Annotated in this window: 11 protein-coding genes and 3 pseudogenes; 6 read left to right on the top strand and 8 right to left on the bottom strand. The window is 38.1% G+C overall.

Going from position 1 to position 15,767, the window contains the following annotated elements; translation table 11 throughout:
- Positions 1 to 14: 14 nt before the first annotated feature.
- Positions 15 to 834 (bottom strand): annotated as a pseudogene (locus V4B17_RS04720) (TrmH family RNA methyltransferase).
- Positions 835 to 1,627: 793 nt separating this feature from the next.
- Here V4B17_RS04720 and V4B17_RS04715 point away from each other — a divergent pair.
- The gene (locus tag V4B17_RS04715; RefSeq protein ID WP_455479046.1) at positions 1,628 to 2,536 is read left to right on the top strand and encodes a cation diffusion facilitator family transporter; all 909 of its coding nucleotides are present in this window, start codon (positions 1,628 to 1,630) and stop codon (positions 2,534 to 2,536) included.
- A 344-nt stretch (positions 2,537 to 2,880) separates the two neighbouring features.
- Here the strand turns inward: V4B17_RS04715 and V4B17_RS04710 are convergent, their stop codons facing one another.
- The 6 genes from V4B17_RS04710 to V4B17_RS04685 form a co-directional block, all read right to left on the bottom strand.
- A complete protein-coding gene (locus V4B17_RS04710; protein ID WP_455479045.1) occupies positions 2,881 to 3,783 on the bottom strand; it encodes a metallophosphoesterase family protein in 903 nt (300 codons plus the stop codon).
- Entirely contained in the window at positions 3,777 to 3,938 is a 162-nt protein-coding gene (locus tag V4B17_RS04705) for a hypothetical protein (RefSeq protein WP_455480229.1), read from the bottom strand. The genes V4B17_RS04710 and V4B17_RS04705 overlap by 7 nt, the downstream gene beginning before the upstream one ends.
- A 467-nt stretch (positions 3,939 to 4,405) precedes the next feature.
- Entirely contained in the window at positions 4,406 to 6,502 is a 2,097-nt protein-coding gene (locus tag V4B17_RS04700; protein WP_455479044.1) for a hypothetical protein, read from the bottom strand.
- The gene (locus tag V4B17_RS04695) at positions 6,499 to 9,306 is read right to left on the bottom strand and encodes a DUF4159 domain-containing protein (RefSeq protein ID WP_455479043.1); all 2,808 of its coding nucleotides are present in this window, start codon (positions 9,304 to 9,306) and stop codon (positions 6,499 to 6,501) included. Before V4B17_RS04695 ends, V4B17_RS04700 begins: the two co-directional genes overlap by 4 nt.
- Positions 9,303 to 10,214 (bottom strand): DUF58 domain-containing protein, encoded by a 912-nt coding sequence (locus V4B17_RS04690; protein WP_455479042.1) that lies wholly within the window; start codon positions 10,212 to 10,214, stop codon positions 9,303 to 9,305. The genes V4B17_RS04695 and V4B17_RS04690 overlap by 4 nt, the downstream gene beginning before the upstream one ends.
- The gene (locus V4B17_RS04685) at positions 10,215 to 11,246 is read right to left on the bottom strand and encodes an AAA family ATPase (protein ID WP_455479041.1); all 1,032 of its coding nucleotides are present in this window, start codon (positions 11,244 to 11,246) and stop codon (positions 10,215 to 10,217) included.
- 264 nt (positions 11,247 to 11,510) lie between these two features.
- On the opposite strand from V4B17_RS04685, the gene V4B17_RS04680 reads away from it, so the two are divergent.
- Positions 11,511 to 12,764: a CCA tRNA nucleotidyltransferase gene (locus V4B17_RS04680; protein WP_455479040.1), complete on the top strand. Its 1,254-nt coding sequence runs from the start codon at positions 11,511 to 11,513 to the stop codon at positions 12,762 to 12,764.
- Positions 12,765 to 12,795: 31 nt separating this feature from the next.
- Here V4B17_RS04680 and V4B17_RS04675 read toward each other — a convergent pair whose 3' ends face one another.
- Positions 12,796 to 13,272 (bottom strand): tRNA (cytidine(34)-2'-O)-methyltransferase, encoded by a 477-nt coding sequence (locus V4B17_RS04675; RefSeq protein ID WP_455479039.1) that lies wholly within the window; start codon positions 13,270 to 13,272, stop codon positions 12,796 to 12,798.
- A gap of 785 nt (positions 13,273 to 14,057) precedes the next feature.
- Here V4B17_RS04675 and petA point away from each other — a divergent pair.
- From petA to V4B17_RS04655, 4 genes and pseudogenes are all read left to right on the top strand, one after another.
- Positions 14,058 to 14,604: pseudogene (petA, locus tag V4B17_RS04670) on the top strand (ubiquinol-cytochrome c reductase iron-sulfur subunit).
- Positions 14,605 to 14,608: 4 nt separating this feature from the next.
- Positions 14,609 to 14,905 carry a hypothetical protein gene (locus V4B17_RS04665; RefSeq protein ID WP_455479038.1) on the top strand — a complete coding sequence of 99 codons (297 nt, stop codon included), beginning with the start codon at positions 14,609 to 14,611 and terminating at the stop codon, positions 14,903 to 14,905.
- Positions 14,892 to 15,164 (top strand): cytochrome b N-terminal domain-containing protein, encoded by a 273-nt coding sequence (locus V4B17_RS04660; protein ID WP_455479037.1) that lies wholly within the window; start codon positions 14,892 to 14,894, stop codon positions 15,162 to 15,164. Before V4B17_RS04665 ends, V4B17_RS04660 begins: the two co-directional genes overlap by 14 nt.
- A gap of 228 nt (positions 15,165 to 15,392) precedes the next feature.
- Positions 15,393 to 15,754 (top strand): annotated as a pseudogene (locus V4B17_RS04655) (hypothetical protein).
- Positions 15,755 to 15,767: the final 13 nt, after the last annotated feature.

The raw sequence follows: 15,767 nt of genomic DNA, 5'->3' as shown, positions 1-15,767 counted from the left end.
TTAAACTTGAGATGCTATCGTGTTTGGGAAATTTTATCAAAATCACTAAAGTGGGCGAGTGTAATGTTTGTTGCTGTGGCAACATTGAGACTATCAAAGTCGTGAGCTATAGGAATACGTAAGGTTTCTAACTTTTGCAGTATATGGGATGGCAAGTCATAATATTCTGTTTTAAAAATAAGTGCTATCCGTCTTTTTTTTTGCTTGCTTGAGAGTGCGTGGGGCAGAGGGGAAAAGTGCATCAGCATAAAAATTTGAATCACTTAGCATTTTTAGAATGTTATCAATATCGGTGCTTTGCGTGTAGGATATTTTGAGTGCTGCACTTGCAGAAACCCTGATTGATTTGCGGTAAAGCGGATCGCATAAAGTTTTGTCAACGATAATGCCGTCACGGGCAAAAGCGGTTGCATTGCGAAAAATAGTGCCCATGTTATCACGACTAGAAATACCACATAAAACGAGAATCAAAGCTTTTTCTGGTAAATCTTGTAAAAAATTTTACAATGCTGGGAGTGTTTTGCATTTACCTATACCGAGTATGCCGCGATGAACATGGAAATTCACGGTATTATCCATGATTTTTTGCGGAACGCAATAAATAAGACATATTGGCTGTGCTTTTTTTAAGGGGGCATGTCTAGGAAGGTGTTCATCTATTATGAGCAGTGAGAGAGCAAAAAACTCTTTCGAATGTAGTAATGCTGACAATATTGCTTTGCCTTCAGCAATAAATTGATGTTGTCGTTCAACAAGATCTTTTTTACGAATATTATGATAATCTTTCAGGTACATATCATTAGTTTCGTAGATTGGCGCAATATTCAAACGCATGCGAGGTTTTTAGTATTTTTTTTAAATTGCTAGATATTAAATGTTTATTTTATTTTGAAGAAAGAGATAAAAATTTTTATTATTTTAAAATCTATAGTAGAATTTATATTGACATAATACAACCATAGGTATAGTATCACAGTACTGAATGCGGAACAATGTATTTTGTTTTTGCATCGGATGCAGGGTTTTAGGTCCCCGCTATTTCCTATGCCCTGCATGCCCTTAGTTGTTAAGGGAAAGGAATCTGGGTCCCCAATGCCCAGATTCTTTTTTGCTTTGTGGGGAGTATTTTCTTTGTTCTTGGAGATCATTGTTCTTTTAGTAGTTGTCTTTTTTGAATACAGTTCAAGGTGTCAGACTACAGCAGAATGTTAAGCAATCTGTTTTACTGCGTGCAATTATACTGATATATCTACTGGTTTGATGTTTATAAAAGATTGAATGATGGCGTGGAAATATGCTGTATTTGAGAAAAAATAGGTGTTTTTTCAATTATAGGGATGTAGATGTATCAGAGCTACGCTACTCAAAAATTTATTGATAATCAGAGCTATGTATTTAATTTCTCTTAGAGATTTATTTTTATTGTTTGCGTCATATCTGCTCACTTTATTTGTTTATTATATCATATGGCTGAACGGTTGTTGCAGTAAAATAGTGGGCTGTGTGCGCTGTTCATTGTATTGTGAAACTTCTGTGATATTGAAGAAATATTGGTGGTATGCCAAAATATCACAGGGCGTATGGGTGAAAGTATTGTTCCTTATTGAGTAAAGAAAAAGGTATAGATATGGCTGTAAAAATCAATATACAAAGCTTGACCTTATACTCTATTTTCGTTGCTTGTATGGTTTTTGTTTTGAAATATTGGGCGTATTATATCACTGATTCGGTTGCACTTTATTCTGATGCGTTGGAATCAATCGTCAATATACTTGCTGCATTGGCAGCATGGTGGGCTGTTAAAGTCAGTATGAAGCCGGCGGATCATGATCATCCTTTTGGACATCATAAAGCGGAATATTTTTCTGCAATTCTTGAGGGAATACTCATTATTATAGCGGCAATTATCATTTTGAGAGAATCCTGGATAGCTCTTTCGACCGTTAAATTATTGCAAAAACCTGGGATATGGATTGTTATGCATCTTGGTGCAAGTGTCATAAATTACATATGGGGTTGGGTTCTGATCCGGCAGGGAAAAATTCACCGTTCACCAGCTCTTAAAGCTGATGGAGTGCATTTCATAACAGATGTTTTTACTTCTATTGCCATTTTAATTGGTTTGGTGGCTGGATTTGTGGGTGGATGGGGCATTTTGGATCCGATTTTAGCAATAATTGTTGCCGTTAATATTCTTTTGCAGGGGTGGAAAGTGATTAGCAGTGCCGTTCAAGGGCTAATGGATGTTGGAGTTGAATTGAATGAAAATATGCGGATTCGTGAACTTATTTCTTCAAATGCGCATGGTGCGCTTGAAGTTCATGATTTGCTTACGCGTGTTGCTGGTAGAGTCACTTTTATAGAGTTTCATCTAGTGGTTCCTGCAGCAATGTCGGTAAGAGAAGCACATCAGATTTGCGATAAAATTGAAGCTGTTCTTCAAAAAGAATTTGATAATGTGCGTATTTCTATTCACGTTGAGCCTGAAGATGAGGCGAAATTGCCCCTAGGTACAACGGTGATACCTTTTATATAAGAAAGTTCTCTATAGGTGCGCGTAAATATTGTGCTTCAAGATAGTGAGACAAGACACATTTATGCTTATTAAAAATATAGTGCCCACCTGTATCTGGTTTTATTTTTTGCATCAACCAACAAAAGAATAAAGTTAAACCGGATATTCGGGGCAGGGATTTTTCGGTGAGCTTGTAAAGTAAATCATATAAGTTGTAGCAGGTAAAACGCACTCGAAATTAATCACTCTGTTATCAAATTTGTAGCCAAGAATCTACTTTTTTTGAGGTGATGAAAAAATAAAAGGGTGTGAGCTTAAAAATTGTTTTTGTTGTTTTGCAACTTTTGGATGTTCTTACGAGATATTTAAAGGTTAATTGTTTCAGTACACTCTATTTCATTTTTTTGATTGATAAGACTATAACGTTGCAATTGGCAGTGCCACTTAAGGTTTTCTCTTTCAATGGCAAATAAGTTGAAACCTGCTGGTGGTTTTTTATCACCAAAAGCTTGTGATGCAGAAGAAACACCAACAACAGGAATTTTTCCTGTTGTTCCTTTAACGGTATTCAAAGTGGGCACATGGGTATGTCCGTGAAGAATGAGTTCACAGCCGTGATGTTTGATGACGCCTAAAAAACATTCGATGCCCCATAACTTTTTATACCAAGCGGTTGCATGATGAAAAGGGGGATGATGTATCATGATGACACGAAAAAGATTGCGCATTGCAGCTTCATTTAAAAGCTGTGATAAAGTTTGCGCTTGCTTTTTACTAAAATAACCAGACGCTTGAAAAGGTGGTGTAGCAATAGCTGAAGAAACAGCTATAATGGCGACATTATTGCGAATACGCATATAGGGGAAGGGAGGGGTGTTTTTTTGAGGAAAATCACCTGTGATCCAAGGCTGTAAAAGAGTACAAGCTTTTTGAAATGCTCCACGGATATAGGCGTCATGATTGCCAAATGTTAAAGAAATATTTCTTGGCTTTCCCTGGTTAAGTAACCAATTGTGTGCTTGTTCAAATTCTTTATCAAGAGCAAGATTGACAAGATCACCAGATATTACAAGGTGATCAGGATTTATCTTTTTCAAGGTATCCATTAAAGCTTCTAGGACATTTGTTGCCATTTGATCTTTACGTTTTTTTTGCCAATTAAGATAGCCGGTAAGACGCTTTCCACAAAGTTCAAACAAGGAAGGTTGTGGTAAGGGAGAAAGATGCACATCCGATATATGGGCAAGATAAAACATAGATGCTAGCATAGCGTTGAAAACGATTTAAGCAATAAAAAAGAGTACAGAAAAGTCAGTGTATGATATTGGAGATAAGATACCAACCCATCCTTACCATAGCGATATCCAGCTTGCTCAGCAGCTGTAAGAATGGCTTCATTAAACCGCTTTGTTGTTTTATTCAAGGCACCTTTTGGACGCCCTCTTCAGTGTAAAGCATCAAGGAAGACGACGTTCATCTACCATCATGATGTTCCTTCAAATAAAGAAAAGCGCATCTCACGACAAAAAAAGAGTATCAAAATCCTCAAGCATCACGATCTTTAGTTCCCCGCTCTCAAGATACCGCATCTTTTGCCCTTACCGGCACAATCTCAACACGTGAAATTGCTGTAACATCGCCTCTCACTTCTCCCATCACCTGCAGAGGAAACAATTTAGCTAGAAGTGAAAAAAGGCACAGGATTATTCAGTGCATTTTTGAGATAAAAGAGGATTATGAAATCAAGAAATAATCAGAGATTTATATTTTATTGGTTTTTGAAGGAAAAAAGATAGCATAATATATCGTCTTGTTGTTTATTTTAGCGGTGCATACTTTTCCGTAGGATACGCTGCATTACAAGGCCGCGGTATAAATTCTTAAGATTTCTTAACGGCTTTCACGGTACCACATGCTGTTCAACAATAAAAGACAAGAAAGTAGTGCAAAAAAACCAGAAAAGACTGAAAAATAGAGACTGTTAATTAAACGGGTCTGTGTTGCTTCTTTCAAAACAATTGAATGGGCAAGAGAAGATGTTTGGCTTGTTTGCGATTGAATTAGTTTGAGAGAAGGAAGATTAATACCGTCTTTTCCTTTGTCGCGTAAACGTACGGTGTATCCACCGGTGTGTTTACTGATAGGAGCCAGTTTTTCTTTTGTTGAAATTAAATCAAACAATTCGAGATTATCAAGTGTTCCTACAGAAGAAAATGCTGTTAAATCACCGTTTTTTATGTTAAAAATTCCCGTTTCATCGGTATTAATAGTTGTTGTAAAGACTCCTTCTTGCTCTTTTGTGAGGATGATACTTTCTTTTTTTCCAGAGGGAAAGGTTATGTGGGCTGGTTCTGGATGGTCTTTGAGTGTTTGGCGACGAACTGTTAAACGATGATGGTTGCTTGTAGCACTTAATTTTTCCTCTTCAAGTTCTGGTTCTTTCATAAGCCAATGAGCAATTCGGCGATAAAGAGCAGCATAAGGTCCTCCACCTTCGAAGCCTCTTGCCCAAAGCCAGCTTTCATCGGAAAGCAACATGCCTACACGGCCCTTGCCAGTATGGGAAAGGAGTAAAAGTGGTTGTTCATCAGCACCTTTCATAAGAGCGGTGCCTTTGTGTATGTTTTGAATGGCAATTTGTCGTAGCCATCGTCCCCATTGGGATGCTGGATAGGTAGGTGTTGCAAGATCTCTTGTGACAGGATGACGTTCACCTTCTTTGGTTAATGTGGGTCGAAAAGGCTTTTGAATAATAACACCATTGGGTAATGCGGGGAGAATGCTTATTAAAGGTGTTTTTGCCAGTGAATTTTCTTTGGTAAATTCTGGTCCTGTTACTATCAGCAATGCACCGCCCTTTTGTACGTACTGAGCAATACAATCGTAATAGATTAATGGGAGAACAGCAGAATGTTGATAGCCATCAAGAATGATGAGATCAAAATTATCAATCTCTTCAACAAAGAGCTTTCTTGTGGGAAAAACCACAAGTGATAATTGGCTTGATGGTGTATTATCTGCTTTGTTGGGAGGACGCAAAATGGTAAAATGAACAAGATCTATATTAGAGTCACCTTTCAAAAGATCACGCCATGTTCGTTCACCATTGTAAGGTGCACCTGAGATAAAAAGGACACGCAAATTTTCTCTAATGCCTTCAATAATAGCTATAGCGTTGTTGTTTTCAAAGCTTAATTCACCTTTGTGCGCATCGGTGAAAACTTGAATGATATTTTTTCCAGCGTGAGGAAGAGTGATTTCAGTTTGGAAAATGACACCAGGTGTTACGGAATAATGACCAACTTCTTGTCCATTAACGCTTACAGTAACATTTGCTTGTGTTGGTAGAGATTCTTGAAAGTGTCCTTTATCTTCCACTAAAATGGAGAGTATTTGCGGTTTATTAATAAGGGCAAAGCGAGGGGGAGAAATAATTTTAATTTGGCGGTCAAATTCATCTGATCTTCCTGTTATAAGAGCATTGATGGGTGCTTTATGATGAAGGTCTGAAATGTAAGGAATGTCATGCACCTGTCCATCGGTGATAAAAATTGTGCCTGCGTAACGAGATGGTGGGATATCAGATGTCGCTTGTGTTAAAGCATGAAACAAATTTGTTGAGGGCGTATATTGGTTATCAGCAAGTTTCCCAGCTTCAATAAAGCGTAGTTCAAACTGTGGATAATGAGCTAATGCATTGATCAATTGTATTCGTGCTTCATCACTATCATTCGTACGTGTACCAAGTGTTTGGCTTTTACTACGATCAATAACAATGCCTACCGTGCTTTTAAGTGGTTCACGTTGCTCTCTTATAATCATTGGATTAAGCACAACAAGGATGAGAGATGCCAATGCCATGAGGCGTAATAAAGACCCTTTACGCTGTGTAAAAAGGCTGATAATGACAAGAATAGTGGATATTCCCCCTAAGAATAAAATCCAAGAGAGAGACAAGAAAGGCTGAAAAGTAAAAAATGATATCATTGCCTTTTTTCTCTTTTAAAGCGTTCTAAAAGTGCGGGAACATGAACTTGGTCAGCTTTATAGTTTCCTGTAAGTACATAGATAACTATATTTAATCCTGCACGAAATGCCCAGAGGCGTTGCATCGGATCGTTAGGAATCAGGGGGTATTTCCACATGCCTTTTTCATCTAATGCCCAAGCACCAGCAAAGTTATTTCCGGTAATCAGGAGAGAACTTACATTATCACCGCTGCCAAGGGAATTTTTGTTTTTTTTATTCATTGATGATGATTCAACCCACAAAGGTGAACCACGGTAGAGACCAGGGAAATCTCGCATAATATAAAAAGAACGTGTAACAACGTGATCAGTTGATGCTGGTTCAATGGTTGGAATGTTTAGCCCCTTTAAGATAGTTCGTAATCTTTGTGTGGCTGGGGTGGCAGATCCTTCAAGATTAAGGCTGGTATTTATCTGATCGCGTGTGTCGAATAAAACAGTGCCCCCGTGTTTCATGAAGCTGTTTATTTTTTCAAGGCTCTTTTGTGTTGGCATAGGGCTGTTAACATCAATTGGCCAGTAAATTAGAGGATAGAAGGCGAGTTCATCTTTATCGAGATCAAGAGCTGTCACAAAACTGGGCAAGAGCATTGTACGTTCTGCGATAAATCGGCTGAGTGCTTCTAAACCGCTCTTGCTCGTTGTATCAATCTCATGGTTATGTGTCACAACGTAAGCGAGATGTACTGCGCCAGCTGCTTGTATTACAGTTTCATTATTATTTTCTGTGCCTTGCGCATGAACTATTGAATTATATAGAAAAAAAGCAACGAAACCTATTATAAGGGATACAAAGAGGAGCATATTGCGTCGTCGGTTAAGAGAAAAGGCGTTTCCTCTCCATAAAATAAGGAAATTGTCAAAGGCAAATAATAATATTGCTAGTCCTAAAAGTGGGCCAATAAGGTGTGTTTCTTTTGTATCGTAAGATAAAGGGCTTCCTTTTAAGGAAGATGGCGATGACGATTGTTTCATCAAATATGATGAATTATTTAAGAGATTGAGTGCATAAAAATTATTTTTTACACCGTAGAGCCCAGGTGGAGTAAGATAGGAGGGACGGGGTAGATTTTTAGAATCAAGGATTAGTGGAATAACATAAGAGGGAGGCGTTCGTAATTGTCCTTCAGCGGTCATTATTTTCCAAGGGTTTTGTATTGTTGTTTCTTTCTTTATATGTGTTAGGTCTGTGTTTTCGTAGCTACTCAATGTGATCAATTTTTGCAGCATTTTCGCAAAAAATCCAGAAAGAGGAAGATTAGACCATGTGGGATCTGGGGCGATATGAACAAAAATGAGTGTTCCTTTGCCGCGATGAGTTGCTGTAATGAGGGGAGTTCCATCAGAAAGACTAAGCCATGTCTTTTCAAAAAGATCTGGGCTTGGCTCTGCTAAAATTTGGCGTGAGATAGTGACATCTTCTGGAAAAGGAAGATCAGAAAATAAGCTATTTTTTGCAAATGGTGCAAGTTTTTGTGGTTTTGTCCAAGACATAATACTACCAAGTAAACGTTGACCCTGACGTAGTGGTACTGGAAGCAGACTATCATAGTGTTCTACAGTACCTAGGTTTTCTCCTGCAAAGCGGATGAGTGTTCCTCCTTTATTTACAAAGTCAGACAGCTTTTTTTCTGCTTCTTTTGACATGTTTACAATGTCACCTATAATAAAAACAGAAGGATTTTGTTTAAGTAAATGGTCAAGATCAGTTGAAAGTTCTCTTCCGCTTGCTGTTATAAGCTGTGTGTATCCTTGTAATGCTTTGATAATATAGTAAAATGGAGAGAGAAGAGGTTGTATCATTTCATGCGTATTTGGTGAGAGGAGAGCAACTCGGTTTACTCTCTTATGACTGTCCACTAAGAAGGTAGCAGCAGCATGGGATTGGTTGTTAACTGTTATCCAAGCAATGTCGTTGCGTAGTTCAAGTGGTACATTAAAAGGAACAAGCGCTGTTGTTTCTCCCTCAAGGAAATTTGTTGTAAAACGATTGAGGAGTTGGTTGTTTGTATCGTAAAGGTCTAGTGTGATGGGAGTTTTGCCGAGTGTTGTTGAACGGATAACACGCACTGCCATGTTTCCGTTATTATTTTCTATGGCTGTTATGCCGGTTAAATCGGAAATATCAGCTAAGTACCATAAGAATGTTTCGGGTTTTAATTGTTCAATAAGAGCGAAAGCTTGATCGTCTTCATCTGTTTTTAATCCATCGCTTAAGTAAGCAATATCAAGAGGCTTACCTTTGGTTATTTCAATCAGCTTTTCCAGTGCATGCGTACGGTTGACAGGCCATGGACGTGGTTGCAAATGCATTAAATGTTGTTTTATGACTTCCGCAGGGAGTGGTCCTATATTGGAGGTATCATTTTCAGCTGTCGCAAGAAAATAAATATCTTTTTGATATTTTTCTGCTTGTGCAAGGAGGGTTTCGGCAGTGGAAATGCGCTTTTTCCATTCTCTTATAGACGCCCATCCGTTGTCGATGATGAGTGCAATTGGCTGAGAGCCGGAAAGTATAATTGGTTTTTGATTCCAAATAGGTCGCGCCAAAGCAATGATAATGAGTGTTGCTATGGTTAAGCGTAATAACAGTAACCACCAGGGTATGTGGTTTGCGGTTTCCTGCTGATTGGTTGATTTTTGGAGAAAGCGCAAAGGAGGAAAGGGTTCTTTATGCGGGGATGGAGGTGTCATTCGCAACAACCACCAAATAATTGGTAGAGATAAAAGTCCTAGTAAAAGCAGAGGAGAAGTAAAACTCAAGGCAATCTCCTACTGTAAGATGGTGAGCTCCCCATTTTGTTTGCGAGATGCAAAATGGCTTCTGTGAAAGACTGGTTTGTTGTACTTACATGATAGGTCCACCCTTGGCGTGAGCAAAAGTTTGCTAATTCGCGTCGCCTTGCCTGATAGAGTTTACAATAGTGTTCGCGAAAATTTTCCGCCTTTCCAAAAATATGCTTTTCTTTTGTTTCTGGATCAAAAAATTCTATATGACCTTTGTAAGGAAAGTTTTCTTCTGCAGGATCAGCAATTTCAATTAAGTGAGCTGTGACTTGTTTTGTCGATAAAACGGTTAAATTTTGGATGATCTGTTCAGGATAATCGAGAAAATCGCTTATTATGATGGCGTGTGAAAAACGCGTAACAGATGAAAAATTTGGAAAGGGACTTTCACTTTGATGATTTGCTAAAGTTAGCGCTATGCGTTCTATTACATTGCTTGCCATCGTGGGAGGCATTAAGGTGGGGATAGCAATATGTTCGCCACTGTGTGTAAGCAGTGATGCTAATGCAAGGGTAAGAATGATGGTATAATCACTCTTAGAGATTTTGGAGAAACGCGAACGGTAATGCATAGATTCAGTTTGATCAGGCCAAAGCCAAACTGTTTGTGTCGCTTGCCATTCGTGTTCACGTAGGTAAGTGTGTTCGTCACGTGCTGAGCGACGCCAGTCAATGCGTGTAATAGATTCTCCCTCAATATAAGGACGAAATTGCCAAAAATTTTCCCCGCTGCCCCGTTTACGTTGTCCATGCCATCCAGTTACCACTGTATTGGCGATCTTACGTGCTTGTAAAACAAGATACGGCATTTTTGCGGCATCTTTATGCAGCTTAGAAGCCAGTGATATTGGAGGCTTTGGCGGAGCTTTTTTTCCAATAGCCATTTAGAGAACGTCTTTCATGAGATTATTGATAATATCTTTTACGGTTATATCTTCAGCACGTGCAGAAAAATTGAGTGCCATGCGGTGTTGTAAGACGGGATGAGCCAATGCTTCAACATCATCAAGTGAGGGAGCTAAACGACCATGATAAAGTGCACGGGCGCGGACACAGAGTGAAAGTGCTTGTGATGCTCTTGGACCAGGGCCCCAAGCAACATAGGTGTTTGCGAGAGTGTTGCCTTTATAAGGGCGTGCCAAACGGACGAGTTTTAAAATAGCTTCAACAACATTTTCTGAGAGAGGCATTTTACGAACGATATTTTGAATTTTTTGTAGTTTTTGGGTTGATAAAATTGGTTTTGCCTTTTGGTTTTTTTCTCTTGTTGTTTCTAAAATGATACGCCGTTCTGTGGTTAGATCAGGATAGTCAATGTCAATTTGCATCAAAAAGCGATCCAGTTGTGCTTCAGGAAGTGGGTAGGTTCCTTCCTGTTCAAGAGGATTTTGGGTTGCAAGCACATGAAAAGGTTGTGGTAAATCATAACGGGTACCAGCAACGGTGACATGATATTCTTGCATAGCTTGTAAAAGAGCTGATTGGGTTCGGGGAGAAGCACGATTGATTTCATCAGCCATGAGAAGTTGGGTAAAAATAGGACCTTGAACATAGCGGAAAGAACGTTTACCGCTTTTATCTGAATCCATAACTTCAGAACCGATAATATCTGATGGCATTAAATCAGGGGTAAATTGAATGCGTTTTTCATCGAGCCCCAATACTGTTCCCAAAGTTTCAACAAGACGTGTTTTAGCAAGTCCTGGGGCGCCGACAAGAAAAGCATGACCACCAGAAAAAATAGCTATTAAAGCGCATTCAATCGCATGATTTTGTCCAAAAATAACTTTGTCAATTTCTTGTTGTAGAATATTCAACTCTTGGTGTGCTGCATCAATATCATCAATGATCATTTGGGCGTCATGATTGATATTGGCCTTTTTAAGGGAATTGGAGGATGTATCATGTTGACTCATATTTCTTCCTTAAGGCGTTTGTTGCAAAATCGATAATTTTCTCTGCATGATCATGATAATGAATATTTTATGATTTGTAGCAGAAAATAAGAAGAAAAGAAGCTTAATATGTTGTTTTTTAGTATTCGCACACATAAAGCACTCTATTTGAAACAAATAAATGTGTTGTATAAGGGGATGTATGAGAAATAATATTTCCGTAAAGACATCTACTTAAGGCAGAGATACTTAAGGCAGAGAGGATAATTTTTGAAGGGTTAGAGGGTGAGTATAAGACAAAATTTTAAACAAGTTAAATGGTTGCAGCATAGTGATATCCAAACACTTCTTCGCATTTTGTCTGTGGGTGGTGAAGAAGCGCGTGTTGTGGGGGGAGCGGTGCGCAATCAGCTGTTAGGACAGCCTATTAGTGATATTGATATTGCTACAACCTGTTTGCCGCAACAGGTTATAGTGCGTGCAGAAAAAGCAGGATTTAAAGTTATTCCTACAGGTGTTGCGTTTGGTACGGTGACTGTGGTTTCGCAGTCATGTTTTTATGAGATAACAACGCTTCGCTCTGATATTGAAACGGATGGTCGTCATGCCAAAGTGGTCTTTGGGCGTGATTGGAAAAAAGATGCTGAACGGCGAGATTTTACGATTAATGCGCTTTATTGTGATGCTGATGGTCGCCTTTATGATGATGTAGGAGGATTGAATGATATTGCTCGCCGAACAGTGCGTTTTATCGGTATTGCAGAAAATCGCATTCGCGAAGATTATTTACGTATTTTGCGTTTTTTTCGCTTTTTTGCTTGGTATGGAGCAGGGCGACCTGATGCACAAGCATTGAAAGCGTGTGTGTGTTTAAAAGATGGTCTGCAAAAACTTTCCTCTGAGCGTATTTGGGGAGAGATGAAAAAACTTCTCATGGCTTTAGATCCAACACGTGCTCTTTTATGGATGCGTCAAAGTAGAATTTTGACACGCATTTTCCCTGAAACAGAAAAATGGGGCATTGATGGAATCTACTCATTGGTGAAAGCAGAACAGAATTTTGGTTGGAAAATCGATCCGTTGTTACGGCTGGAAAGTCTTCTCCCTCCTGATCCTGTACGCCTTCATGAAATGGCACAGCGTTTGCGTCTATCTAATAAGGAAAAAATGCGATTAAAGGAATGGGCAAAATTAAAAATGATTAACCAAAAATGTTCAGACGGTTTTGTGCAAAAACTGATTTATTTTCATGGTCGTCAACCGGTTTTAGATCAATTATCATTGTGCGTTGCAGCAGCACATGTTGCTGCCCTAGAAGAAGATGAAGCTTTGCAGAAAGCAGAAAGTTATGAGAGGCTTTATCAGCTTGCTCAAAAATGGCAGATTCCTACTTTTCCTGTTAATGGCACGGATTTGATGAAGAAAGGTTTGTCTGGGGGGGTATTTTTAGGAAAAAAGCTCAAAGAGCTAGAAATGATATGGGTTGAAAGTGGATTTTTAACAGATCGTAAAGCATTATTAGAAAAAATTAATTTATAATATGGATTTTATAAAGAAGCTTTGTACTTTTTTATGAAGTTTCTCTCTTTTCATTATAACCAATTTGGCGAAGAGCTTCTCCTGTTGTTATGGCTACGCTCATTGCTAGATTTAAAGAACGTGCATGTGGTTTCATAGGAATTTTTAATGCACAATCAACGGATTCATGAACATAATCAGGAACTCCTGCTGATTCACGACCAAAAAGTAAAACATCATTTTTCTGGTAGCATATTTTCGTATAGCATGTTTCTGCTTTTGTGCTCAAAAGTAAAAGACGACGGTGAAAGTGTTTCATAGCACGTATAAAATGTTGCCAATCAATGTGCCGCTCTAGTGAAGCGTATTCGAGATAATCTAATCCCGCTCGTTTAAGATTGCGATCTGACAGATTAAAGCCTGCGGGCTCAATAATGTGTACATATAAACCGAAACAGGAACTAAGACGCAAAATGGTTCCAGTATTACCAGCAATATCAGGTTGAAAAAGAGCAATATGAAGTGTCATATGACTTACAGTATGTTTTTTTCTTCGTGTTTGTAAAGAAGATTTATTATTTATTCAAAAAGTATAATTGAAAAACATAGAGTTTTTCCGTTTATTTGCCATTTATTCTGTATTCTAGAAAAAATTATGTTCTCAAACTTATTATGAGATGCGCAGATAAGGAAACAATGAAAGATGACAATCATTAATGTATTTCAATGTGGATGTGAATTGTTATGAAAATATGTTTTATTTAGAGAGTACTCAGGACTACTTCGTTTGCAAAGTTTTACTGCAGATGAGAGAATCTTATCAGAGTGATAGCTTTTTTTACCAATATCAGCATAATCAAAACTATATGATTTTGATTAAGTGCTAAGGGAAATTTGATGCAAAATTTAAGTTTTGTTTGTAAAGGTTGATTGCAAAAGAGTTCTGTATAAATTTTATTCCTACGAATAAAGATTTCTGTGTTCAGTGAATTAGCGATTGGAATGTTATTTGAGCTAAAATAATTCCTAGTCTTTACAATAAGTAGCGTAGCAATAGTTGATAATATGTCTGCTGGTATTACCTTATAGGTGATGATATTGAAGACAGGAAGCATGAAAAATGGGGGAGAATAAGCACTGTTTTCTAGAGTGAGGGCTATAAGTTTTTTTGGGAAGGAAAACAATTACACAAATGGTAAGAAGCTTTTTCTGAAGTGTTTTTATGGCTTAGGAAACTTAATTATCAGGGATTATGCGATGGGGGATAGTATAGTAAAAAGGAAATTTGGAGCATAGGATTTTTTAATTAAAGTAATGAGTGAGAAAACAAGGCGCGATTTTCTGTTTTTGGTAACGACTGTTACAGGGGCTGTTGGGGTTTGTGCAGTTGAGTAGCCTTTTATCCGTCAACTGAGTCCAGGTGAGGCTGTTTTGGCATCTTTTTCTGTTGAGGTAGACCTTTCTGGTGTTGAAGAGGACATGTTAGTGATGGTTAAGTGTCGTGGATAGCCTGTTGTTATTCGTAATCGTACCGCAAAGGAAATTGCTGAATCTCGTGTTACAAAACTGAGTATTCTTAAAGATCGTCAGGCACGCAATCCTAATTTTGAAAGTGAAGAAGATGCAAAAATTTTGCACGTTCTGCAGGTGAAGGGTGTGAGAATGGGCTTATTTTCGTTAATTTTGTACGCATCTAGGTTATATAACACTTGGACAAACGGGTAGATCTTGGGGGTTGTTATGTTCGTGTCATGGATCTGTTTATGATACAGTTGGAAGAGTACGCTCAGGATTAGCTAACTATAATTTAGCCATCCTGCCTTATCGATTCCTTTCTGATACCTTGCTGAGGATAGGATAAGGTGATGGCAAAATTTTTTCCTTATTTTTCTAATAGTGCTCTTGTCCGTTGGTTTGATAAAAGTTTGCCTCTTTCCCGTTTTTTTTACAATGCATTTGCTGTTTTTCCTGTTCTACGTAATCTGAATTACTTTTATATATTTGATGGTATTTTGACCGCTATGCTTTTATCGCAACTTTTGGCCGGCATTGTTTTAGCACTGTATTATATGTGCCAGATGTTCATTTATCTTTTAAAATTGGTGAGCGATTTGGGCGTGAGAGACAGTTTGATTGGCTTTTTCGCCCATGGATTTGTGTAGGGGATTTGTTTTTTTTATTGCCGTCTATGTTCATTTAGCGCGCGGACTTTATTATGGTTTTTATAAACATATGCGAGAAATGGTTTGGGTTACGGGTATTTTTATCTATACCATCATGATGGCAATAGCATTTTTTGGCTATGGGCTGATTTGGAGGATGATGTCTGTTCTAGCGGCTTTAGTGGTTGCGAGCCTTTTTAAACTATTCCTTTGGTGGAGAGATGGTTGCGTGAGGCACTTTTGGGTGGCTATAGCGTAGGGCAAGCGATATTGAGCCGTTTTTATGTTTTTATTTGTTTTACTTATTTGGGTAGGGCTTCATATTTGGGCATTTTACTAAGTTTAACAGGGTAATCTAATTTGTCTTGCAACACAATTCGAGAAGAAAATTGTTCCTTTTCCACCTTATGCGCTTATCAAAGATATTTTTGCCATGTTTTTATTTCATACGCCAAATTATGTGGGGTAGGCTGAAAATTATAGCGTTGTGAATTTTTTAAAGTCACCTCTTCGTGTGGTGCCAGAATGGTATTTTTTGCCTTTTTATGCTATAACGTTTAACATTGGTGCTCTTTTATCAACTTTGTGGGTGTTATTTTACCAGCTGGTTTGTTTTTTGTTCCATGGTTAGACCACTCTAAAATATGCTCTGCAAGATATCAACCTGTTTATAATATTTTCTTTTTGGTATTCATTGTTGATACTGTTTTTCTTTGTTGGCTTTGGTCAAGAGAAATTGGTGATGGCACTCTATTTATGGACGCAATTGGCTGCATTTTATTATTTATATTCTTTTTGATTGTTTTGCTGACTTTACCTATTTTTGAAACTTCTTTCTTCAGTTACTGAAGATATGAAACAG

Source organism: Bartonella sp. B23 (assembly GCF_053793815.1).
The sequence above is the reverse complement of the archived record's forward strand: the minus strand, read 5'-3'. Positions and strand labels throughout refer to the sequence as shown.